Genomic DNA, 21,967 nt, shown 5'->3' on the forward strand with positions numbered 1-21,967 from the left:
GATGCCCTCGGTCCTGGTCCTCGACAATGTCGACAGCTTCACCTTCACGCTGGTCGACTATCTGCGGAGCCTGGGCGCCGAAGTTCGGGTGGTCCGCAGCGACCAGTTGTCGGTGCCCGAAGCGCTCGGGTCGGGAGCAAATGGCTTCCTGATCTCGCCCGGGCCGGGGCGGCCCGAACGGGCCGGGATCTCGGTCGATCTCGCCCGCGCCTGCATTGATGAGCGCCGGCCCCTCCTAGGCGTTTGCCTCGGGCACCAGGCGATCGGGATTGCCGCAGCTGCGACCGTGGCCAAGGCGGCGCCGATGCACGGCAAGACGGTGGAGCTTTCTCACAATGGCAGCGGGCTCTTCAACGGCCTCCCCTCGCCGTTCCAGGTCACCCGCTACCATTCCCTCGCCTTGTCGGATGTTCGGCCTCCCCTGGTTCCGAACGCGTGGAGCCCGGAAGGCGTGGTCCAGGGGGTGCGTCACCTGAGCGCGCCCGTGCACGGGGTTCAGTTCCACCCCGAGAGCATCATGTCCGAACATGGGCACGCCTTGCTCCGCTCGTTCGTAGCCCTCTGCGACAACGGCTCGCGTCACGGTTGACGGCTGCCTGCACGTTCGATACACGTTCTCCGTCTGTTCACGGGGGACCGGGATGCTTACCGCCAAGCAACGCGAGCTTCTGCTCTTCATTCGCGATCATCTCCATTCGTCGGGGGTCAGCCCCAGCTTCGACGAAATGCGCGAAGCGCTGGACCTCAAGTCCAAGTCCGGGGTGCATCGCCTGATCTCCGCACTCGAGGAGCGGCAGTTCATCCGGCGCTTGCCCAATCGCGCCCGGGCGCTGGAAGTGTTGCGCTTGCCGGATGGCGCTTCTCCGGCCGGGTCGGAGGTCCCAGCTTCCGCCGCGAAGCCGGTTCCCATCGCAGCCAACGACACGATCGACATTCCGCTGCACGGACGTATCGCCGCGGGCACCCCGATCGAGGCTCTGCAGGGGTCGGAGAATTTCACCGTGCCGGCCGCGCTGCTCGGGCCGGGGGAGCATTACGCGCTGGAAGTGTCCGGTGATTCCATGGTGGAAGAAGGCATTCTCGACGGCGACTTCGCGCTCATCCGGAAAGTCGACACGGCCCGTGATGGCGAGATCGTCGTCGCGCTGATCGACGAGGCCGAAGCCACCTTGAAGACTTTCCGGCGGGAGGGGCAGATGGTGCGGCTCGATCCGGCGAACCGCAGCTACGAAGCGCAGCGCTACTCGCCCGACCGGGTGCGGATCCAGGGCCGTCTGGCCGGGCTCATCCGGCGCTACTGAAGATGAGCGAGCCTCGGATCGATTATGTCGAACTGCCATCCGCCACGGCGCATGAGCTGACTCGGGCATTTTATGCGAAGGCGTTCGGGTGGGCGTTTACGGACTATGGCCCGGACTATGCCGCAACCACCGACGGCAGCGTTGACGTCGGCTTGAACGGCCAGCCCGAAGACGCCCTGTCAGCTCCGCTACCGGTCATTCGAGTCGATGACTTGCAGGCGGCCTTCAACGCAGTGGCAAAGGCGGGCGGGACCATCGCCAAGGCCATCTTCTCATTTCCGGGCGGTCGCCGGTTCCACTTCATCGATCCGGGCGGAAACGAACTTGCGGTGTGGCAAGCGGATTAGCCTGCGGGATTGCCGTGTTCTGCGCCCACGGGTGCTGCCCCACGCGGTCAGCGACGCTGTCGATGACAGGCTCGCTGGCGAGACGGATGCTGATCCCCCCGGTGCGGGCCAGCGTAGCGCGGTCGAGCTTCAGCCAGCGCGGGGTGCACCCTCGCGGCAGACGGCGTTCGGACACGACGATGTCCGCAAGCGCGCAGGCGCGGATCAGTTCGACCCAATCCAGCGTCTGCACCGAGCGCGTGGCCAGCACCGTCCAGGTCCGGCCCGCGCGGTCGATCTGTGCCACGCAAGCGTCGGCGCTGCACTGGCTGCCGGGTGCGGCGTCCACGGCCGGCAGCTCGCCGTCGAAGCCGGCGCTCTCCGCAAACGTGTCGCGCATGAAGTCGCCGGCGCGCTCGCGCAGCAGGAATGGGGTGCCGTCCTCGGCGACGATCGCCAGGTGCCGGCCGTCTCCTGTCACCAGCAGGTCGGCGCGCGGCGCTGACAAAGCAGCCAGGCTCCCCACGGCAAGCGGCACAATCCCAAGCAGCCGCACACGGGACGCCCAGAACCAGAGCCAGGCGAGTCCCAGCACGAGCAGGGCGAAGGCCCACTGCGGCATGGTCGGCAACAGCGTCACGGCACCACTCGCGCCTGCCACCAGGTGAGCGATCCACAGCAGCACGCCAATCGCCCACCCCGCGGCCGTCCACAGCCAGCCACCAAGTCCGACCACGTCCAGCAATAGAGCGCCTGCTTCCAGGGGCATGATCACGAAGGTGGTGAGCGGAATGGCAAGGAGGTTGGCGGCCACTCCGTAGAGACCAGCGCGGTGGAAGTGGTAGAGCGCGAACGGCATCAGGGCGAGCTCGATGGCCAAGCCGGTCACCAGCAGCGAGCCGACTGCCCGGAGCGACCGGAGGACGAAGCCCTCCTCCCGCCGCTCGAACCATCGACGGAACCAGCCCGCGCCGTAGAGGGCGACAAGGGTCGTGACGGCCGCGAAGCTGAACTGGAAGCTTGCGCCGCCAAGCGCCTCCGGGCGGAACAGCAGCACGGCGAGCCCTCCAACCGCCACCAGCCGCATGCTGAGCGCCTCACGCCCGAGCGCCAGGCCGATCAGGACCAGCACGGCCGCGACACAGCTGCAGACCGTCGGCACCTGCGCCCCGGTCAGCAGGGTGTAGGCAATGCCCGCCGCAGCGCCGACCCCGGCGGCCACAAGGACCAGGTTGACCCGCAGCGCCAGACGCTGGGACAGCGCGAGCACGCGCAAGGTCAGCAAGAAGGCCGCGCCCACGGCCGCCGCGATATGGAGTCCGCTGACCGAAAGCAGGTGCGCCAGTCCCGACCGGCGCATCGCCTCCGCATCCTCCTCGGGCAAGCTGCCCTGATCCCCGGTGGCAAGCGCCGCCGCGATGCCGCCCTCCGGCCCCGGTGCGGACTTGCGGATGTGGTCGTTGAGCCGGGCCCGCCAGGCGTCGAGGCCGCTGGTTGCCGCCGGCTGAAGCACCTGCACGGGCCCGAGCGACCGGCCGGTCCCCCCGACGCCTTTGAACCAGGCATCGCGGGCGAAGTCGTAGTCGCCCGGCAAGGTCATGGCCATCGGCGGGGTGAGGCGGGCGCGGATCTGGATCAGGGCACCCGTTCCAAGGCCCGCCGGTGCGTCCTTCTCGGGCACGGTCACACGGATGCGCGGAGGCAGGTCCGCCGCATTGGGCGAGAGGGTGAGCCGAATGCTGTCGCGCGCCACTTGAGGCTCGGCGGCTTCCACCCGGGCCTGGAAGGCGATGATCACGGGTCGTTTGATCCGCGGCGCCGCGACATCGACGCTGCGCCACCAGATGAGGCCCGCGCCAAAGAGAGCGGCAAGCGCGAAGCCGCCGACGGCGCTACCCAGCCGGCCTTGGATCACCGTCCACCCGACCAGCGAGGCCCCGGCAGCAAGCAGCATGAACGCCGCCCAGCTGCGCGCGTCGGGCAGGGACAGCCATGCCGCTATGCCGCTCGCCAGGCCGACCACCAGCCACAACGCCAGCTGTTCCCGTTCGCGCTCCAGCAAGGCTTCGAGCCCTGTCCGGATTGCGGACAGATCGATGGCAAGCCGGAACGCGCCACGCTGTGGAAGCGCGGCTATTGTCATGCTAGGGGCCCCTGCCCGCTCGATCCGGCGGCGACCAGACAAAGAGGAAAGCGCGCTTGAGCGCAAGCAACAATTCACGACCCGTGGTCACACGGTTCGCCCCCTCCCCCACCGGTTTCCTGCATATCGGCGGTGCCCGCACGGCCCTGTTCAACTGGCTGTTCGCCCGCCACCACGGCGGCAAGTTCCTCCTGCGCGTCGAGGACACGGACAAGGCGCGCTCCACCCAGCCGGCGATCGAGGCGATTCTGGACGGAATGCGCTGGCTGGACCTCGATTGGGACGGTCACGAGTATTACCAGTCGCAGTTCTGGGCGCGGCACGCGGAAGTGGCGCATGAGCTGCTGGACCGGGGCGCTGCCTATCGTTGCTACATGACGCAGGAGGAGCTGGCGGCCGAGCGTGAAAAGGCCCAAGCGGAGCGCCGGCCGTTCCGCATCAACAGCCGCTGGCGGGACTGTGCGGATGCCCCATCACCCGACGCGCCCTTCGTCGTGCGGCTGAAGGCTCCACGTGAGGGCGAGTCCGTCATCGAGGACCGGGTGCAGGGACGAGTCACGGTCCAGAACAGCGAGCTCGACGATTTTATCCTGCTTCGGTCCGACGGCACGCCGACCTACATGCTGGCCGTCGTGGTCGACGATCACGACATGGGCGTCACCCATGTGATCCGCGGCGACGACCACCTCAACAACGCCTTTCGCCAGCGCGCGATCATCCACGCCATGGGCTGGCCGGAGCCGACCTATGCCCATGTTCCGCTGATCCATGGGTCGGATGGCGCGAAGCTGTCCAAGCGGCATGGAGCGCTCGGGGTTGACGCTTATCGTGACGAGCTGGGTATCCTGCCGGAAGCGCTGTCCAACTATCTGCTGCGCCTCGGCTGGGGGCATGGCGACGACGAGATCATCAGCCGCGAGCAGGCGATCGAATGGTTCGACATCGACCATGTGGGCAAGAGCCCCAGCCGCTTCGACACCAAGAAACTCGAGAACCTGAACGGTCACTACATCCGGGCTGCCGACGATGCGCGGCTCGCCCGGCTGGTCGCGGAGCGCCGGGGCGGCCTGTCGGACGATCAACTCGGGCTGCTCCAGCGGGCCATGCCGGAGCTGAAGGCCCGGGCCAGGGACCTCAACGAGCTGTCGGCTGCGGCGGATTTCCTGTTCGCCGAGCGGCCGCTGGCGATGGAGCCCGCAGCCGCCGCGCTGCTGGAAGGGGATGCACGCGAAAACCTGGCCCGGCTCCATGCAGCGCTGTCCTCCCTTCCTAAATGGGACAAGGAGACTACGGAGGACGCCGTCCGGCAGGTGGCGGAAACGACCGGGCTGAAGTTGGGCAAGCTGGCGCAGCCGTTGCGGGCGGCGCTGACCGGGCGGACGACTAGTCCGGGCATCTTTGACGTGCTCGTGCTTCTGGGGCAGGGCGAAAGCCTCGCGCGCATGCAAGATCAGATGAAGACGGAGTTGAATTGATGTCTGAGACGAACGCCACCCTGCACCTGGAGGACAAGGATACCAGCCTGCCGGTGCTGTCGGGCAGCGTGGGTCCGGACGTCGTCGACATCCGCAAGCTGTATGGCGCGACCGGCGCCTTCACCTACGACCCGGGCTTCACCTCGACGGCGAGCTGCCGCAGCGCGATCACCTACATCGACGGCGAACAGGGCGTGCTGCTGCACCGCGGCTATCCCATCGATCAGCTCGCCGAGCAGTCGAGCTTTACGGAGGTCGCGTACCTTCTGCTCCATGGCGAGCTGCCCAGTGCGGACGAGCTGGAGAAGTTCAACTACACGATCAGCCGCCACACCATGCTGCACGAGCAGCTGGCGATGTTCTACCGGGGCTTCCGCCGGGATGCACACCCCATGGCGATCATGTGCGGCGTCGTCGGGGCCCTGTCGGCATTTTACCACGACAGCACCGATATCACCGACCCCAAGCAGCGGATGATCGCGTCCCACCGGTTGATCGCCAAAATGCCGACGATCGCGGCCATGGCGTACAAGTATTCCGTCGGGCAGCCGTTCCTCTATCCGGACAACTCCCTGAGCTATACCGGTAATTTCCTCCGAATGACGTTCGGCGTTCCGGCCGAGCCCTACGAGGTGAACCCGATCGTCGAGCGGGCGATGGACCGGATCTTCATACTCCACGCCGACCATGAGCAGAATGCTTCCACGTCGACCGTTCGACTGGCCGGCTCCTCGGGCGCCAACCCGTTCGCCTGTATCGCGGCTGGCATCGCCTGCCTGTGGGGTCCGGCGCACGGCGGCGCGAACGAGGCCGCACTCAACATGCTGCGGGAGATCGGCCACACCAGCCGGATTCCCGAGTATATCGCCCGCGCCAAGGACAAGGACGATCCGTTCCGGCTGATGGGCTTCGGCCACCGTGTCTACAAGAACTTCGACCCGCGGGCGAAGGTGATGAAGCAGACGGCGGACGAGGTCTTGAAGGAGCTCAACATCTCCGACCCGGTGCTCGATGTCGCCAAGGAACTGGAGCACATTGCGCTCAACGACAGCTACTTCATCGAGAAGAAGCTGTATCCCAACGTCGATTTCTATTCGGGCGTGATCCTCAACGCGATCGGCTTTCCGACCGAGATGTTCACTGCGCTGTTCGCGTTGGCGCGCACGGTGGGCTGGGTCGCGCAGTGGAACGAGATGATCTCGGACCCCGAGCAGAAGATCGGCCGCCCGCGCCAGCTCTATACGGGGTCACCGCAGCGGGACTACGTGCCCGTCGGCCAGCGCAAGGGTTAAGCCTCAGCTCAGCGGCAGGGCGAGGGTGAAGCGAGCGCCCTCCCCTTCGCGGCTGTCGAGACGGATGTCGCCGCCGAGCGATCGGGCAAGGCGACGGGAGATGGCGAGCCCGAGGCCAGCGCCCTCGCCGCGCGGCTCGGCCTGTTCGAACTTTTCGAAGATCCGCTCCCGGTCAGCGTCGGCGACGCCCGGGCCTTCATCCGAAACGGTAACGTGGGCCATGTCTGCGGCGCTGAGGATCACTCGTACGGTGCCGTTGGGCGGCGAGTGTCGAACGGCATTGCCGATGAGGTTGACGAGGATCTGCGTGACAGCGCGTGACTGGCCACAGGCGGCAAGCTGCTGCGGCCCCTCCTGCTCGAGCGAGATCCGCTGCTCGGATGCCTGGGTCTGGACCAGTGCTATCGCCTCCCGGGCGAGTTCGGCGAGGTCGACCCGGTCGTGGTCCTCGACCTCGTCGGTCCCCATGGAGCGCAGGACTTCGAGGAGGTGGCGGCCGGCGGAGGCGATGTCGCTGGCGTAGGCGGCATAGTCGCTTCGGAGCGGGCCTTCGGCGCGTTCGGCGATCTGCTCGGCCTCGTGGATGATGCTGTCGAGTGGCTCGCGCAGGAGCTCGTCGAACGCAGGAGACGACACGTTGAGTGACAAATCAGCGTCCTTTTCGAACCGCATTTGTCCCCGATAACCCGCGAAATCCGCGTCAGATTGCCCCAAAGGCTCGCCTGAAAGCAGCAAGACGACGTCGGGGTCGGCGTGCAACCGTGCACGCTGCCCTGAAAAGGACGTCCGGCCGGCAAGCGCGGTGAGCAGCGGGAGATTGCCGTCCCCATCGGCTTCGAGCCGAACGAGTCGGGTCAGGGGCTGACCGGCGGGTTGTTCGAGCCGGCGGACCAGGTCGGGGGCGAGCGCCGTCACCTGCAACTGGCCGTCCATCTCGAACCAGTCTTCGGGCGCCTGGGCCTGCTCCTCGGCCGGGCCGTCGGGCCAGCGGCGCGGTTGCATGGGCCGCTCGGTCCAGCGTTCGATGGTCAGGCGGACGGAGCCGTCCTCCGGCTCGGCGCGCACCCAGAGGTGGAGGTCCGCGTTGCGGGTGCCGGCCAGGGCGTGACGGGACACCGGGATGCCGAGCTTCTGGACGAGTCGGGCGATGGCCGCGAGCTGGGGAACCGCCAGGCTGCCGCCGATCCGCGCACCGGCCTCCTCCTGCAAGCGCGCGAGCAACGTGTCGGCGGCAACGAGACGGCCGTCAGGATCCACGAGGCCGGTGGCGGGAGCGGTGAAGTCAGCCATCGCGGCCCAGCGCCTCCAGCGCGTGCCGGTAAGCCGCCGGCCTCTTCAACTGGTGCCGCGAGCCGGTGACGAGATCGTCGGTCAAGGCGTCGAAGCGGTCGATCTCGGCGGCAGGGTCGATGAGGCCGATCGCCGGCCCGATACTGACAAAGATCGCGGCGGCCGTGGACCGAGGCTGACCCGCCATGCGGAGCAGCAACGCGAGCCGTCCGTCTCCCGGCTGCATCAGCAGCTCCCAGGCCGAGTCGGCGGGCACATCGGCCAGTTGCGCCAGCGTGTGAGCCAGCAACGATGCCTCGCCGCGGGCGCTCAGGGAGAGGACCAGCGCATCGTCGACCCGGCCCGCTTCCTGCAGGGCGGCGACCAGCCGTCGCTCCGTGGCGTCGAGGCCTTGGGCGTTATCGTGACGGTCGAGCAGCTCTGCGCCGGCGGCAGGAAACTCCGGGCTTGTCGGGTCGGAGCGCAGCGCGAGCGCCGCGGCGATCCCGTGCACGAGCCGCTCGGCTGCGGATCGCGGGAGATCATCCAGCCCGACCCCAAGCCTGATCCGGTCGCGTCTGCGGCCACGGGCCAGCGCCAGGGCCATGGCCGCTGCCGCGACGGCCGGGTCGCTGTCGGAGACCAGTCGGCTCAGCATTTGCTTGGCGGCCGCCTGGTCCCCTGCCTGGCCCACTCGCGAGGCGTCCGCCCGCTTCAGCAGAACCGCGACCAGCGGCTCTTCGGCCAGAAGGCCGGCACGGGTCAGGTCCGCCATGATCGCGACCGGATCGCACTCGGAGGCACGGGCCACGTGGTCCGGTACGCGGACGCGCAGTTCGTCGGCAAGGGAGCCGATCAGACCCTGGAGCATGGCGGTCATCAGCGCCCGCTCCTGCTCGGTCAGCCGCAGCGCGGGGTCCAGGAAGAAGTCGGTCAGGGCCGTGCGGAGCCGACCGCCGCCGCTGATGCGCGCGCGCTCGACCATCCGGTCGGCTGCCACCGGGGCAGCCACGGGCCATTCCTCCGCCATGCCTGACCCGATTAGACGAACGGAGTTAATTCCGCGTCAATCCCGCGCGATGCGGTGCACCACGTGCTGGACGATGAAGAAGCTGGCGGCCGCATAGAAAGCGAGGACGCCGAGGGCGGCGCTCCACCAGCCGGCAATCGCGAAGGGGACCAGCGCGAAGATGGCCGGGCGGATGCCGAACAGCCATTGTTCCCCGGGCACGTCCCGGCCCTGCCGCTCGATCCGCATCGCCTGCGCGAAGGCGGCGGCGGCCAGACCTGATGCGAGTGCTCCCCACCCCTCGCCGTGGCGGAATTCAAACCAGCTGAGGCCGAGCAGGGCAATGCCTGCCGCTGGCCAGAGCAGGCGTCGGCTCAGCATACCGGCGGGGAGTGGCTGCATCCGAAGCGTGGCAAGACGCTCGGCGATGATGTCCAGCGGGGTCGAGAGGAGGAGAAGCGCGAGCGCAGCCCAGCCGTAGCCCCGGGTGAAGAGCAGGCCCGCCGCCAGCATCAGCGCGAGCGCGGCCTGGATTAGCCATTCCGGCCGCACCGGTGAACGCATCAGCTGCTCGGTGGCGAATTCCTCCACCAGCGGAAGCAGGTAGCGGCTCGGCCAGTCGCGGCGCGCGGTCCGGCTGGCGAGCAGGAGGTGGCGATCGAAGCTCTGGGGATCGGCCTCGGCATGGGCGAGGAATGGGGTCGCGCCGCTCCCGGCCGGGATCCGGATTGCGCCGGCCTGCAGGGTGCGCCGCAGGAGGGTGGACTGCAGGTCCCAGTCGCCGAGCATCGCCGCGGTGGAGGACAGGGTCACGCCGTCGACGAGGGCCACGCCGGCCCAGCGGTGGTCATTGTCGATGCGCTCGAATTCCGCGTGCATCTCGTCGTCGGGGACGGTGGCGACGGCGCGCTGGTCGGCTTCCGCGATACGCTCAACGAGCGTCATGGCCGGTGCGAGGCCGTCGGCAATCTGGAGCACGGGCGTGCCGGGCTCGAACCTCGCCGCGGCTTCGTTGCCGTCCGTGACCGGCACGACACTGATGCCCTCCGCCCGCAGCCGCTCCAGCGCGGCGTTCAAGGCGACCGGCACGCGCTCCACCATGACCACGATCGGCGCAGCACCGGCGGCCGCGGCACAGCGGGCCTGATATTCCAGCAGCGTTCGGCCCGCGAGCGGCAGCAGCGCGCGCAGACCTCCATTTTCATCTTCCTGATAGGCAGCAATCAGGGCGCCCAGCGCCATTCGAGATCCTCCCCTTCCCGCCGGCTCTCCTTGCACGCTTCCGTCGGCGCGCAAAGGTGGTAAACATTACGGTCATGCACCCGACCCGCCAGCGCGCCGTGACCGGCCACGAACCCTTCGAGCTCACCGACGCGTTGCCGGCGGAAGCGGATCCCGTTCCCGAGCAAGTCTTCGAACCCGCGGTCGAACAGGCTTCGGAAACGGGTGCGGGGGGCCGTCAGGTCCTGGGATGGACACTCTCGATCCTGGCGGTCTTGTGGCTCGCCTTTGCGGGCTGGTCCGCAGGCCTGTCCTTGTCCGCCCAGAGCATCAGCGCCCCGGCTCTGGCGCAATGGCTGGCGATTGCCGCCGGGCCGTTGGCACTGCTTGGCCTGGGGTGGCTGCTGTTCGGGCGTACGCGCCGCCGGGAGACGGAGCGCTTCACGCAGGCCGTGGCGGGCATGCGGTCGGAAGCTCGCAGCCTGGAGGGCGTCTTGAGCGTGCTTCGCCAGCGCATCGACGAGGAGCAGGCGGCCCTGTCCCAGATGGCGGAGCGGCTGATGCACCTGGGCGACGAGACCACGCATCGACTCGGCGGGGTCACGCGCGAGCTCGGCAGTGGAGCGCAGACGCTCGCCCAGCACAGCGCGGCCCTGGATCGTGCGGCGGAGTCCGCCCGCAACGACATCGGCGTGCTGCTGGAGGACTTGCCCCGGGCCGAGGCGAGCGCCCGGGCGATGGCGGAAGAGCTGCGCGGAAGCGGGCGTGATGCCACTGCACAGGCGGCGGCGCTGGAAGCGCAGCTTGCGGCGATCACGTCCCGGACGCGGGAGGCGGACGAAGTGGTCGGCGGAGCATCGCAGAGGCTCGTCGCCCACCTCACGCAGATCGAGAGCGCCGGTGCAGCAGCGGCGACCCGGATCAGCGACGTCGCGTCCAATGCGACGAGCGAGATCGACACCTTGCTGGAGCGCACGGCACTGGCGCTGAGCGAGATCCGCCGCGGGATCGATACCCAGTCGGCGGCGGTCAGCGCCCTGGTGGAACAGAGCGCAGCCGGGATGGGGCGCAGCAGCCTCGATGCGGCGGATGCATTGGCGATGCGCCTCGGAACGGCTTCGAGCGCGCTGGACCAGCTGTCGGCGCGGCTGGCGGAGCAGGACCGCGCCTCCCAGCGCCTGATCGCCGACGTCGAGCGCGGGCTGGCGGACCTCGATCACCGCTTCGTCGACCTCGCCGCCGAAGGCGACCTCCGCGCGGATGCCATTGCGAAGTCCGTCGGACAGGTGCGGAGCGAGCTCGATCAGCTGGCCCGGCAGGCGGCGTCCAGCGATGGATCGCTCGAAAGCCTCGCGGATCGGACGGCGGCGCTGCGGGAGGCCATCTCAGGATTGCAGGCGGATATCGGCAACTCGCTGTCGGGCGCCCTGGGCGAAGCGGAAGGCGGGGCGGAGCGGCTGCTTGCGGCGGTTCAGGCGTCGCGGCCCGAGATCGAGTGGATGCGGGAGGCGGCCACCGAGGCGAGCGAGCGGCTGGCACTCAGCGCGGACAATGTGGCGGCCCAGCAGGACCGGCTGGCGGCGCTGCTCGCGACCCTCGACGATGGGGTGGGATCGGCCGAGCAGCGGCTCGCCAGCCTGCGCGAGGCGATCGCCAGCGCAGAGGCCGACGCGAGCCGAGTACAGGCCGAGACCGCACCCGCCCTGGTGCAGGCCATGGTGCAGGTGCGGGAGGCCTCGGCCCATGCCGCGGAGCGGGCGCGCGAGGCGCTGGCAGCGGTCATCCCGGATAGCGCCGCGCAGCTGTCGGAAGCGACGCGCGAGGCACTCGAACGCGCCATCCGCGAAGGGGTGGAGCAGCAGTTGCGCGAGGTGGAGAGTGTGGCCACCCGTGCGCTCGAGGCGGCCCGCTCGGCGTCCGAGCGCCTGACGGCGCAGATGCTCAGCATCGGGCAGACCGCGGCGGCGCTGGAAGCGCACATGGAGCGCACGTCCGAGGCGCAGCAGGCGGCAGACAGCGAGGCCTTTGCCCGCCGTGTCGCCATGCTGATCGATTCCATGCACTCCGCATCGATCGACGTGGGCAAGATCCTCAGCGACGAGGTCGATGAGAAGGCCTGGAGCGCTTATCTGAAGGGCGACCGGGGCGTGTTCACCCGGCGGGCCGTTCGCCTGCTGGGCAACAGCGAAGCCCGGCAGCTATCGGCCCAGTACGACATCGACGGCGAGTTCCAGACCTCGGTCAATCGCTACGTCCACGATTTCGAAGCGATGCTGCGCCGGGTCGCGGCGGAGCGGGACGGCGGGATGCTGGCCGTGACGCTGATGTCGAGCGACATGGGGAAGCTGTATGCGGCCCTTGCTCCGGTCGTGGAGCGCCGGCGCTAATTGTACCAGTCGAGGTCCTCGGCGGTGATCCAGCCGTTGACGTAGTTCAGATAGTAGAGCGCGAACACCACGGCGGCGACGAGGGCCGAGCGCAGCAGATGCTTGCGCAGGTCGAAGCGGTGCGGGGCGCTCTCCGCCTGGCCGGGGACGCGGGGAGCGCCGACCTCCTCATCGGTCCTCACCCCGAAGGGCAGCAGGAGGAAGGCCACCCCGACGAAGAACAGGAAGTAGATCGCCAGGGCGGCCTGCCAGCTCATTCTGCGCGCACCACCATTACCTCGACCACCGGTTTCTTGCCGGTCCATAGGGTGGCGCAGCGGCGGACCGCGAGCCGGACGTTTTCCCGTAGGCGGTCCTCGTCCAGGCCTGGATCGACGGCACGGCTGGCCATGTCGACCGCGTCGCGGATGAAGTCGGCGCGGTCTTCCTCGACGGGAACACCGACGGGCCGGACGACGGGGGGAGCGATCAGGCGCCCTCCCCGGCCCAGCGCGATGCTGACGGCGATGACGCCCTGGTAGGCGAGCTTTCGGCGTTCGTTCATGGTCGAGCCGTCCGCCGGCAGGATGACGTCGCCGTCCAGCACCAGCCGGCCGACCCGCTCCTCGCCGATCTTCCGGGGCTCGCCGGGCGCGAGGCGGACGAGGTCGCCGTCCTCCTGTACGAGTGCCTGGGGGACGCCCTGGCTCACGCCGAACCGGGCCTGCTCCCGCAGGTGGCGCGGCTCGCCATGGACGGGGATCAGCAGCTGGGGGCGGATCCACTTGTACATCTCGGCGAGTTCCGGGCGAGCCGGGTGGCCGGACACGTGCACATGGGCCTGGCGGTCGGTGATGGTGACGACGCCAAGCTCCGACAGGGCGTTCATGACCCGGCCGACCGCCGTCTCGTTGCCGGGGATCTGGCGGGACGAGAAGATGACGCGGTCGCCCTCCCCAAGCTTCAGCTCGTGCTGGCCGGACGCGATGCGGCCCAGGGCGGCGCGGGGCTCGCCCTGCCCGCCGGTGGAGATGATCAGCAGGTCGCGGCGCGGCAGGCGCATGGCTTCGTCGAACCGGACGGGCTCAGGGAAGTCGCGCAGGTAGCCGGTGGCCTTGGCGACCTTGAGGTTGCGATCGATGGAGCGTCCGGCCAGGCAGACCCGCCGTCCGCTCTCGACCGCGACCCGGCCGAGCGTTTCGAGCCGGGCCACGTTGGATGAGAATGTGGTGACGAGCACCCGGCCGGGTGCTTCGCCGATGGTACGGAGCAGGCCCTCGTAGACGCTGGCCTCGGACCCGGACGGGGTTTCGACGAAGGCGTTGGTGGAGTCGCAGACCAACGCCAGCACGCCCTCGTCACCAATGGCGGTTAGCGTATCCGCACTGGTCGGGTTACCGAGCACCGGCGTGTCGTCGAGCTTCCAGTCCCCGGTGTGGAAGACGCGGCCGTGCGGCGTCTCGATGAGGAGACCGTTACCCTCCGGAATGGAATGGGCGAGCGGGACGTAGCGGATGCGGAAGGGACCGAGGTCGAGCTCGCCTCGCCGCTCGACGATCTTGAGCTGGACCTGGCCGGTCAGGCCTTCCTCCTCCAGCTTGCCTGCAACGAGGCCGGCCGTGAACGGTGTGGCGTAGATCGGGACCTTCAGGTCGGCGGCGAGGTAGGGGATCGCGCCGATGTGGTCCTCGTGGCCGTGCGTCAGAACGAGGCCGACCAGATCGTCCCGCCGCTCCTCGATGAATTGGAGGTCCGGCAGGACCAGTTCGATCCCGGGATATTCATGGTCGCCGAACGTCAGCCCGCAATCCACCATCAGCCATTTGCCGCGGCAGCCGTACAGGTTGGCGTTCATCCCGATCTCGCCCGAGCCGCCGAGCGAGAGGAAGAGCAGTTCGTCCCCTGGAGTCATATCGTTGCTTTACTTTCCCTGGCGCAGTTCGCCTTGGCGATGACGTTCAAGCGGCCGGAACGCTCCGTCGATACAGAAGCGACAGGCCCTGAATGGTGAGATCGGGCTCGATGGCGTCGAACACGTCCGTGTTGGCGTCGAATAACGTGGCGAGCCCGCCGGTGGCGATCACGGTGACCGGGAGCGCCACCTCGGTCTTCAGCCGGGCGACGAGACCTTCGATCATGGCGACATAGCCCCAGTAGATGCCGGACAGCATCTGCGACTGGGTCGTGCGGCCAATCACATGCGGGTCGTCGGGCGCCTCGATGGCGATGCGCGGCAGTTTGGCGGCCGCGGCGACCAGGGCATCCAGGCTGAGGTTGATGCCCGGCGCGATGATCCCGCCGCGGTAGGCTCCGTCGGACGCGACGACATCGAAGGTGGTCGCCGTGCCGAAATCGATCACGACGAGCTCGCCCGGGTACTTTGCATGGGCCGCGATGGCGTTGAGCGCGCGATCCGCGCCGACGTTGTGCGGCTCGTCCACGTCCAGCGCGATCGGCCACTCCGCCGCGCCCTGTCCGGCGACGAGTGGCTGATGCCCGAAATACTTGGTGGCCAGCACCTCCAGGTTATGAAGGGCACGCGGCACGACCGTGCCGATGATCACGCCGGTGACGTCGGGGCGGCCATAGCCTTCCAGCTCGAGCAACTGGTGGAGCCAGACGGCATATTCGTCCGCCGTACGCCGCGGGTCGGTAGCGATGCGCCAGCGCGTGCGGATCCTGTGCTCCTCGTCCACCAGCGCGAAGACAAGATTGGTGTTCCCGGCATCGATCGCGAGCAGCATCGTGGCTGCCTAGCCGCAAGCCGGCGCGACCGCCAGCCTGCCGGTTGCGGTTCGCGTGCGACTAGCCGAGCGTCACGTCGGCGGCGCGGATGACCCGCAGCTCACCGCTGTCCAGTCGCAGGCGCAGGGCTCCGTCCGGTTCGAGCCCGGCAAAGGTGCCCGTGACCGTCTCCTCCGCGCTCGCGTGAACGCGGAGCGGTGTGCCGACGGGATGCGCGCTTTCCAGCCACAGTCCTACGAGACTGGCTAGATCCGAACGCCAACGCTCCAGCTCTCGGTCGAAGGCGGCCGCCAGCAACGGCGCGAACGCTTCCGGGCTGACGAGAGCGACGGAAGACAAAGCAGCCGTGGGGCGGTCCGGCAGCGAGGGGGCAGACGCGAGGTTCACGCCGAAACCGGCGACGACCCGATCGCCCGACCGTTCCAGGAGAATTCCGCCGAGCTTGCCGGGTCCGAGCAGGACATCGTTCGGCCACTTGAGCATCAGGCCGGTCGCCGGGGCAGCGGCCTCGACCGCGCGGATGAGCGCGAGACCTGCGGCCGATGCGAGACTGGCGGCCGGCGGGTCCGTCGGGCGGAGGTCGACCACCGTGCTGCCGTGGAAGTTGCCCTCGGGGCTCAGCCAGGTCCGGCCCTGCCGCCCGCGTCCATCGTCCTGGTGTCGAGCGACCAGCCAGCCGCCCTCGACAGCCTCGGCGCTCGCCAGCAGGTCGCTGTTCGTGGAGCCGGTCCGCTCGACGAACCTCAGCTTGCTCAGAAGACGCTCGCCGCGTTGGCGCTCAGCCGTCCGAGCGGTCCGATCAGCAGGTAGCCGAGCGGGCTGACCAGGATGGCCGCGAGCGCGATCAGTGCCGTTTCGACGGGTGCCCGGACCCGCGCATACGGCTCGCCCACGGGCGCGTCGAAGTACATGATCTTGACGATCTTGATGTAGTAGTAAGCGCCGACGACCGTACCGATGATGCCGGCCACGGCCAGCGCGATCAGACCGGCGTCGACCGCGGCGGTGAACACCATCAGCTTGGGCCAGAAGCCGAACAGCGGTGGGATACCGGCCAGGCTGAACATGAAGATGGCAAGCGCGGCCGCGAGGCCCGGGCGGGTCTGAGACAGGCCGGAAAGGCTCTCCAGGCTCTCGACCGGGCGACCATCCACGTCGCGCATCCGCAGGACGCAGAGGAATGCACCCAGCGTCATCACGACGTAGACGGCGCTGTAGAACAAGACGGAGGTCCCACCGCCCTCGCCACCGGCCGCGATGCCGATCATCACGAAGCCGACGTTGTTGATCGAGGAATAGGCCAGCAGCCGCTTGATGTTCGTCTGACCGTAAGCGGCAACCGCGCCCAGGAAGATGGAGGCAAGCGCCGCGAAGATCACGATCTGCCGCCACGCATCGGTCGCCGGTCCCATTGCCTCAAGGCAGACCCGCGTGCCGAGCAGCAGCGCCGCGATCTTGGGACCCGAGGCGAAGAAGGCCGTGACCGGCGTGGGAGCACCTTCGTAAACGTCCGGCGTCCACATGTGGAACGGAACGGCCGCGATCTTGAAGGCGATGCCGGCCAGCGTGAACACCAGGCCGAAGGTCAGACCGATCGAGCCCGCGTCGGTGCGGAAGGCCGCGGCGATACCGTCGAAGTAGGTGGTGCCGGTGAAGCCGTAGAGCAGGCTGATGCCGTAGAGCAGGATGCCGGACGCGAGGGCGCCGAGCACGAAATATTTAAGGCCGGCCTCGGCGGACCGCTCATCGCTGCGGCGGTAGGAGGCCAGGACATAGGCGCTGAGCGACTGCAGCTCGAGCCCGACATAGAGCATCATCAGGTCGGTGGCGCTGACCATCACAGAAGCGCCGACGCTGCTCAGCAGGATCAGCACCGGATATTCGGCGCCATGCTCGAAATCCTGGTCGAACCAGCCGTGGGCCGCGACGATGGCGACCGCGGCCGACAGGTAGATGATGACCTTGCCGAACGCCGCAAAGCCGTCCGCCGCGAACATGCCGCCGAAAACGCGTCCGGCCTCCTGCGGCGCGCCGATCAGCGCGAAGCAGGCGGCAATCAGGATGCCGATGGCCGCCCAATGGGTGATGAGCGACGCACGACGCACGAAGGCGGCAACCATCATCAGGATGATGGCGCCCAGACCGACGATGATCTCGGGCAGGATGGGGGCGATATAGGACATCAGTGCGCGGCCTCTTCAGCGCCGTGGGCGGCGGCGCCATGGGCGGGAGCTGCGGCGGCCGGGTTGCCGGCAGTCGGGCGGGAGTCCCCAGCCGGGGTGACCCGCTCCGTCCGCTCGAGCAGACGGCCGACATCGGCGCGCATGGGGGCTAGGAACGGCTCGGGATAGACGCCCATCCACAAAACGGCGGCGGCGATCGGCGCCAGGAGGCCCCACTCGCGAACGCTGAGATCCCTCATCGCGCTCGCCTCGGCGGTGCGTGCCGCGCCGTAGGCGATCCGCCAGTACAGGTAGAGCATGTAGGCCGCGCCCAGGATGATGCCGGTGGTCGCGAAGATCGCGCCCCAGGTGGACACCTTGTAGGTTCCCATCATCGCCAGGAACTCACCGACGAAGCCGCTGGTGCCAGGAAGGCCGACGGCTGCCATGGTGAACAGCAGGAACAGGACCGCATAGCCGGGCATGTTGTTAGCCAGCCCGCCGTATTTCTCGATCTCCCGCGTATGCATGCGGTCGTAGATGACGCCGACGCACAGGAAGAGCGCGCCGGAGACCAGGCCGTGGCTGAGCATCACGATCAGCGCGCCCTCGATCCCCTGCCGGTTGAAGGCGAACAGGCCGAAGGTGACGAAAGCCATGTGGGCGACCGACGAATAGGCGATAAGCTTCTTCATGTCCCGCTGAACGAGCGCCACCAGGCTGGTGTAGACGATCGCCACCGAGCTCAGGATGAAGACCAGGGGCACGAACTGCGCCGAGGCGTCCGGGAACATCGGCAGCGAGAAGCGGACGAAGCCGTAGCCGCCCATCTTGAGCAGAACGCCGGCAAGGATCACCGACCCTGCGGTTGGCGCCTGCACGTGGGCGTCCGGAAGCCAGGTGTGGACGGGCCACATCGGCATCTTGACCGCGAAGCTGGCGAAGAAGGCCAACCAGAGCCACGTCTGGAGCGAAGGCGCGAAGTCATACGCGATCAACGTGGGAATGTAGCCGGTCCCAGCCTGGTTGATCATCACCAGCATGGCGATGAGCATCAGCACCGAGCCGAACAGCGTGTAGAGGAAGAACTTGTAGCTCGCCTTGATCCGCTCGGCGCCGCCCCAAATGCCGATGATCAGGTACATCGGGATCAGGCCGCCCTCGAAGAAGATGTAGAAGAGCAGCAGGTCCTGGGCGGCGAACACGCCCAGCATCAGCGCTTCCATCAGCAGGAAGGCCGACATGTATTCCGGCACGCGCTTCTCGATCGAGCGCCAGCTGGCGCCGATGCAGATGGGCATGAGGAAGACGGACAGAAGGATCAGCATCAAGGCGATGCCGTCGATGCCGAGCTGCCAGTTCAGGTAGGTGCCTCCCAGCGGCAGGTTCTCGACGAACTGCCACTGCGCCCCGCCATTCTCGAAATTGGCCCAGAGCATGAGGCCGAGGGCCAGATCGACGAAGGTCGCGATGAGGGCCAGCCAACGCGCGCCCTCGGCCCGCAGGAAGAGGCAACCCAGCGCCGCGAGCAGCGGCACCGCGATCATGACCGAGAGGATGGGGAAATCCGTCACGCGGACCTCCTCTTGCGCTCACGCTGAGCCTGTCGAAGCGCGAGCGCTCCGGCCTGAGCGGAACACCCTTCGACAAGCTCAGGGTGAGCGCTGGAGATCGGTTTCAACATCTTCATCAGCGTGTCATCGCCCAGGTCGCCGCGGCGACGAGGCCAAGCAGCATGATCAATGCATAAGAATTGAGGTAGCCCGACTGCAACCGCGCGGTGATCCGGTTCCCGACGCCGACGGCATAGGCGGCGCCGTGCGGGCCGAAGCGGTCGATCGTCTGCTCGTCACCGCGGTGCCAGAAGAAGCGGCCGATGGCCAAGGCGGGGCGAACGAAGATCACGTCGTAGATCTCGTCGAAGTACCACTTCTTCATCAGGAACGTGTGCAGGGAGCCGGTCGCCGCCACGATGCGCGACAGGGCTGACGGATCGCGGATGTAGTTGTTCCACGCGATCAGGAAGCCGACGATCATCACGGCTGCCGGGGTGAGCTTCACCCACAGCGGAACCTCGTGGATGGCGTGCATCAGGTGCGTGTCGAAGAACAGGCTACCGCCCCAGAAGTGGGCGCCCCCCTCCGCGTCGATGAAGGCATGGTGGAAGGCCATGCCGGCGAACACCGCGCCAACCGACAGCAGCGCCAAGGGCACGAGCATGGTCCACGGGCTCTCGTGCGGATGGTAGCCGGCGGTCCCGACCTGCGGCGTGGCGACCGCGTGGCTGCTGTCCCCATGCTCCTCGTCGGGATGGTCGTGGTGGTCACCGTGAACGGCATGCTGGATGTGCTCGGACCCGGCCCAGCGAGCCTTGCCGAAAAAGGTCAGGAAAATGAGCCGCCAGCTGTAGAAGCTCGTCAGCAACGCGGCGAACGCGCCCACGGTGAAGGCGATGGTTCCAGGGACCGAGCCGGAGGCAAACGCGCTCTCCAGGATCGCGTCCTTGGAATAGAAGCCGGCGAAACCGAAGACGCCGAGCACGCCGACGCCGGTGATGGCCAGTGTGCCCATGATCATGGCCCAGAAGGTCAGCGGGATCTCCTTTCGGAGGGCGCCGTAGTAACGCATGTCCTGTTCGTGGTGCATGGCGTGGATGACGGAGCCCGCCCCCAGGAACAGCAGTGCCTTGAAGAAGGCGTGCGTGAACAGGTGGAACATGGCCGCGCCGTACGCGCCGACGCCGGCCGCGAAGAACATGTAACCCAGCTGCGAACAGGTGGAGTAGGCGATCACGCGCTTGATGTCGTTCTGGACGACGCCCACCGTCGCCGCGAACAGCGCGGTCGCGAGGCCGACGTAGGTCACGACGCTGAGTGCCGTCTCCGACTGCTCGAACATGGGCGACAGCCGGCAGACCATGAAGACGCCGGCAGTCACCATCGTCGCAGCGTGGATCAGCGCCGACACGGGCGTCGGGCCCTCCATCGCGTCCGGGAGCCAGGTGTGCAGGCCCAACTGCGCCGACTTGCCCATCGCGCCGATGAACAGCAGCAGGCACAGCAGGGTCATCGTGTCGACCCGCATTCCGGCAAAGCCGATGGTGGAGCCGGCCATGCTAGGCGAGGCCGCGAGGATCGCTGGAATCGACACGGTGCCGAACACCAGGAACGTGCCGAAGATGCCGAGGCTGAAGCCGAAGTCGCCGACGCGGTTCACCACGAACGCCTTGATCGCGGCCGCGTTCGCGGACGGCTTGTGGTACCAGAAGCCGATCAGCAGGTAGGAGGCGAGGCCCACCCCTTCCCAGCCGAAGAACATCTGGATGAGGCTGTCGGCCGTTACCAGCATCAGCATGGCGAAGGTGAACAGCGACAGGTAGGCGAAGAACCGCGGCTGGCTCGGGTCCTCGGCCATGTAGCCCCAGCTGTACAGGTGCACGAGACTGGAGACAGTGGTCACGACCACCAGCATCACGGCCGTCAGCGCGTCGACGCGCAGCGCCCAGTCGACCTGCAGGTCGCCCGAGTTGATCCAATGGAGGACCGGGACGACCGTCGCTTCGGCGCTGCCATTCAGGAACGCGATGAAGATGGGCCAGCTGAGCGCGCAGCTGATGAACAGCGCGCCGGTGGTAATCAGCTTGGCGGCGGTGTTGCCGATAGCTCGGTTGCCGAGGCCCGCAACGATCGCGGCCAGCAGCGGCAGGAAGACGATGAGGGTGATGCTCTGCATGGTTTAGCCGCGCATCCGGTCGGCCGCGTCGACGGCAATGGTGCCCCGCCGGCGGAAGAAGATGACGAGAATGGCCAGCCCGATCGCCGCCTCCGCTGCCGCGACCGTCAGCACGAACATGGAAAAGATCTGGCCCTTCATGTCGCCCAGAAAGGCGCTGAACGCGACGAAGTTGATGTTCACGGCGAGCAGCAGAAGCTCAATTGCCATGAGCATCAGGATGACGTTGCGGCGGTTGAGGAAGATGCCGAGCACGCCGATCACGAACAGGATGGCGGCGACGGTCAGGTAATGGACGAGACCGATCACAGCTCCACTCCCTGCCCGACCTGCGGCTTGGCAATCTTCACGGCATCCTCCGGACGGCGAGCGATCTGACGGCTGGCGTTCTGACGCCGGCCATCGCCACGGCTCCGGTGGGTCAGCACGATGGCGCCGATCATCGCGACCAGCAGGATCAACCCGGCGAGTTCGAACGGCAGAAGGTACCGGCTGTAAAGCTCATGGCCGAGCGCCTCGATGTTCGGCACGGCGTTCGCGGCCGGCGCAGCGGCGCCCCGCTCGAACACGGGGCCCGCCCGGTACGCACTGACGGCGATCACGATCTCCGCCAGCAGCACCAAGGCGATCAACAGGCCGAAGGGCAGGTTGCGGGTGACGCCGGAGCGGAGCTGCGCGAAGTCGATGTCGAGCATCATGACCACGAACAGGAACAGCACCGCGACCGCGCCGACGTAGACGATCACCAGCAGCATGGCGATGAACTCGGCACCCGTCAGGAGCATCAGGCCGGCCGCGTTGAAGAAGGCGACGATCAGCCACAGGACACTGTGCACCGGGTTGCGAGCGAACACTACGAGCACCGCGGAAGCGATGGTGAGCGTCGCGAACAGGTAGAAGGCGAGGAGTGCGATCATGGGTTGGCG

General features: G+C 67.9%; 19 protein-coding genes. 6 read left to right on the forward strand and 13 right to left on the reverse strand.

Annotated features, from left to right (window positions below; genetic code table 11):
• The first annotated feature begins 1 nt into the window (after position 1).
• Genes JT720_RS08200 through JT720_RS08210 form a run of 3 tightly spaced genes read left to right on the forward strand, consistent with a single transcriptional unit; the run spans position 2 to position 1,648 of the window.
• A complete protein-coding gene (locus tag JT720_RS08200; RefSeq protein ID WP_205480705.1) occupies positions 2-589 on the forward strand; it encodes an anthranilate synthase component II in 588 nt (195 codons plus the stop codon).
• A gap of 52 nt (positions 590-641) precedes the next feature.
• Positions 642-1,301 carry a transcriptional repressor LexA gene (lexA, locus tag JT720_RS08205; RefSeq protein ID WP_205480707.1) on the forward strand — a complete coding sequence of 220 codons (660 nt, stop codon included), beginning with the start codon at positions 642-644 and terminating at the stop codon, positions 1,299-1,301.
• A 2-nt stretch (positions 1,302-1,303) separates the two neighbouring features.
• A complete protein-coding gene (locus JT720_RS08210; protein ID WP_205480709.1) occupies positions 1,304-1,648 on the forward strand; it encodes a VOC family protein in 345 nt (114 codons plus the stop codon).
• On the opposite strand, the gene JT720_RS08215 is transcribed toward JT720_RS08210, so the two are convergent.
• Positions 1,602-3,770, reverse strand: coding sequence for a ComEC/Rec2 family competence protein (locus tag JT720_RS08215; RefSeq protein ID WP_205480710.1), 2,169 nt, complete (start codon positions 3,768-3,770; stop codon positions 1,602-1,604). The two genes, JT720_RS08210 and JT720_RS08215, sit on opposite strands and share 47 nt — an antisense overlap.
• A 56-nt stretch (positions 3,771-3,826) precedes the next feature.
• On the opposite strand from JT720_RS08215, the gene gltX reads away from it, so the two are divergent.
• Positions 3,827-5,245 (forward strand): glutamate--tRNA ligase, encoded by a 1,419-nt coding sequence (gene gltX, locus JT720_RS08220; RefSeq protein ID WP_205480712.1) that lies wholly within the window; start codon positions 3,827-3,829, stop codon positions 5,243-5,245.
• A complete protein-coding gene (locus JT720_RS08225; RefSeq protein ID WP_205480713.1) occupies positions 5,245-6,537 on the forward strand; it encodes a citrate synthase in 1,293 nt (430 codons plus the stop codon). The genes gltX and JT720_RS08225 overlap by 1 nt, the downstream gene beginning before the upstream one ends.
• A 3-nt stretch (positions 6,538-6,540) precedes the next feature.
• Here JT720_RS08225 and JT720_RS08230 read toward each other — a convergent pair whose 3' ends face one another.
• The 3 genes from JT720_RS08230 to JT720_RS08240 are packed head-to-tail and all read right to left on the reverse strand — an operon-like array spanning position 6,541 to position 10,057.
• On the reverse strand, positions 6,541-7,827 hold the full coding sequence (locus JT720_RS08230) for a sensor histidine kinase (RefSeq protein WP_205480714.1): 1,287 nt from the start codon (positions 7,825-7,827) through the stop codon (positions 6,541-6,543).
• Entirely contained in the window at positions 7,820-8,818 is a 999-nt protein-coding gene (locus JT720_RS14155) for a DUF2336 domain-containing protein (protein ID WP_205480715.1), read from the reverse strand. The genes JT720_RS08230 and JT720_RS14155 overlap by 8 nt, the downstream gene beginning before the upstream one ends.
• A 54-nt stretch (positions 8,819-8,872) precedes the next feature.
• Positions 8,873-10,057 carry a hypothetical protein gene (locus JT720_RS08240; protein ID WP_205480716.1) on the reverse strand — a complete coding sequence of 395 codons (1,185 nt, stop codon included), beginning with the start codon at positions 10,055-10,057 and terminating at the stop codon, positions 8,873-8,875.
• A gap of 74 nt (positions 10,058-10,131) precedes the next feature.
• Here JT720_RS08240 and JT720_RS08245 point away from each other — a divergent pair, with 74 nt between their 5' ends.
• Entirely contained in the window at positions 10,132-12,423 is a 2,292-nt protein-coding gene (locus tag JT720_RS08245; RefSeq protein WP_205480717.1) for a coiled-coil domain-containing protein, read from the forward strand.
• On the opposite strand, the gene JT720_RS08250 is transcribed toward JT720_RS08245, so the two are convergent.
• The 9 genes from JT720_RS08250 to JT720_RS08290 form a co-directional block, all read right to left on the reverse strand.
• Positions 12,420-12,680 carry a DUF1467 family protein gene (locus JT720_RS08250; protein ID WP_205480718.1) on the reverse strand — a complete coding sequence of 87 codons (261 nt, stop codon included), beginning with the start codon at positions 12,678-12,680 and terminating at the stop codon, positions 12,420-12,422. The two genes, JT720_RS08245 and JT720_RS08250, sit on opposite strands and share 4 nt — an antisense overlap.
• Positions 12,677-14,314: a ribonuclease J gene (locus JT720_RS08255; protein ID WP_205480719.1), complete on the reverse strand. Its 1,638-nt coding sequence runs from the start codon at positions 14,312-14,314 to the stop codon at positions 12,677-12,679. The genes JT720_RS08250 and JT720_RS08255 overlap by 4 nt, the downstream gene beginning before the upstream one ends.
• A gap of 46 nt (positions 14,315-14,360) precedes the next feature.
• The gene (locus tag JT720_RS08260; RefSeq protein ID WP_205480721.1) at positions 14,361-15,146 is read right to left on the reverse strand and encodes a type III pantothenate kinase; all 786 of its coding nucleotides are present in this window, start codon (positions 15,144-15,146) and stop codon (positions 14,361-14,363) included.
• Between the two features lie 61 nt (positions 15,147-15,207).
• Positions 15,208-15,903, reverse strand: a complete 696-nt coding sequence (locus JT720_RS08265; protein ID WP_336512001.1) for a biotin--[acetyl-CoA-carboxylase] ligase — start codon at positions 15,901-15,903, stop codon at positions 15,208-15,210.
• Positions 15,900-17,330, reverse strand: coding sequence for an NADH-quinone oxidoreductase subunit NuoN (nuoN, locus tag JT720_RS08270; RefSeq protein WP_205480723.1), 1,431 nt, complete (start codon positions 17,328-17,330; stop codon positions 15,900-15,902). The genes JT720_RS08265 and nuoN overlap by 4 nt, the downstream gene beginning before the upstream one ends.
• Positions 17,330-18,883, reverse strand: a complete 1,554-nt coding sequence (locus JT720_RS08275) for an NADH-quinone oxidoreductase subunit M (protein ID WP_205480725.1) — start codon at positions 18,881-18,883, stop codon at positions 17,330-17,332. The genes nuoN and JT720_RS08275 overlap by 1 nt, the downstream gene beginning before the upstream one ends.
• A gap of 115 nt (positions 18,884-18,998) precedes the next feature.
• On the reverse strand, positions 18,999-21,041 hold the full coding sequence (nuoL, locus tag JT720_RS08280) for an NADH-quinone oxidoreductase subunit L (protein WP_205480727.1): 2,043 nt from the start codon (positions 21,039-21,041) through the stop codon (positions 18,999-19,001).
• Between the two features lie 3 nt (positions 21,042-21,044).
• Positions 21,045-21,350, reverse strand: a complete 306-nt coding sequence (nuoK, locus tag JT720_RS08285; RefSeq protein ID WP_205480728.1) for an NADH-quinone oxidoreductase subunit NuoK — start codon at positions 21,348-21,350, stop codon at positions 21,045-21,047.
• Positions 21,347-21,958: an NADH-quinone oxidoreductase subunit J gene (locus JT720_RS08290; protein WP_205480729.1), complete on the reverse strand. Its 612-nt coding sequence runs from the start codon at positions 21,956-21,958 to the stop codon at positions 21,347-21,349. The genes nuoK and JT720_RS08290 overlap by 4 nt, the downstream gene beginning before the upstream one ends.
• Positions 21,959-21,967: the final 9 nt, after the last annotated feature.

Source organism: Sphingomonas arenae (genome assembly GCF_016924655.1).
Lineage (GTDB): Bacteria > Pseudomonadota > Alphaproteobacteria > Sphingomonadales > Sphingomonadaceae > Sphingomicrobium > Sphingomicrobium arenae.

Excerpts from the sequence above, each read along its gene's own strand:
- JT720_RS08200 (WP_205480705.1), top strand. The coding sequence starts at position 2 with ATGCCCTCGGTCCTGGTCCTCGACAATGTCGACAGCTTCACCTTCACG.
- lexA (WP_205480707.1), top strand. The coding sequence starts at position 642 with ATGCTTACCGCCAAGCAACGCGAGCTTCTGCTCTTCATTCGCGATCAT.
- JT720_RS08210 (WP_205480709.1), top strand. The coding sequence starts at position 1,304 with ATGAGCGAGCCTCGGATCGATTATGTCGAACTGCCATCCGCCACGGCG.
- JT720_RS08215 (WP_205480710.1), bottom strand. The coding sequence starts at position 3,770 with ATGACAATAGCCGCGCTTCCACAGCGTGGCGCGTTCCGGCTTGCCATC.
- JT720_RS08225 (WP_205480713.1), top strand. The coding sequence starts at position 5,245 with ATGTCTGAGACGAACGCCACCCTGCACCTGGAGGACAAGGATACCAGC.
- JT720_RS08230 (WP_205480714.1), bottom strand. The coding sequence starts at position 7,827 with ATGGCTGACTTCACCGCTCCCGCCACCGGCCTCGTGGATCCTGACGGC.
- JT720_RS08240 (WP_205480716.1), bottom strand. The coding sequence starts at position 10,057 with ATGGCGCTGGGCGCCCTGATTGCTGCCTATCAGGAAGATGAAAATGGA.
- JT720_RS08245 (WP_205480717.1), top strand. The coding sequence starts at position 10,132 with ATGCACCCGACCCGCCAGCGCGCCGTGACCGGCCACGAACCCTTCGAG.
- JT720_RS08250 (WP_205480718.1), bottom strand. The coding sequence starts at position 12,680 with ATGAGCTGGCAGGCCGCCCTGGCGATCTACTTCCTGTTCTTCGTCGGG.
- JT720_RS08255 (WP_205480719.1), bottom strand. The coding sequence starts at position 14,314 with ATGACTCCAGGGGACGAACTGCTCTTCCTCTCGCTCGGCGGCTCGGGC.
- JT720_RS08260 (WP_205480721.1), bottom strand. The coding sequence starts at position 15,146 with ATGCTGCTCGCGATCGATGCCGGGAACACCAATCTTGTCTTCGCGCTG.
- nuoN (WP_205480723.1), bottom strand. The coding sequence starts at position 17,330 with ATGTCCTATATCGCCCCCATCCTGCCCGAGATCATCGTCGGTCTGGGC.
- nuoL (WP_205480727.1), bottom strand. The coding sequence starts at position 21,041 with ATGCAGAGCATCACCCTCATCGTCTTCCTGCCGCTGCTGGCCGCGATC.
- JT720_RS08290 (WP_205480729.1), bottom strand. The coding sequence starts at position 21,958 with ATGATCGCACTCCTCGCCTTCTACCTGTTCGCGACGCTCACCATCGCT.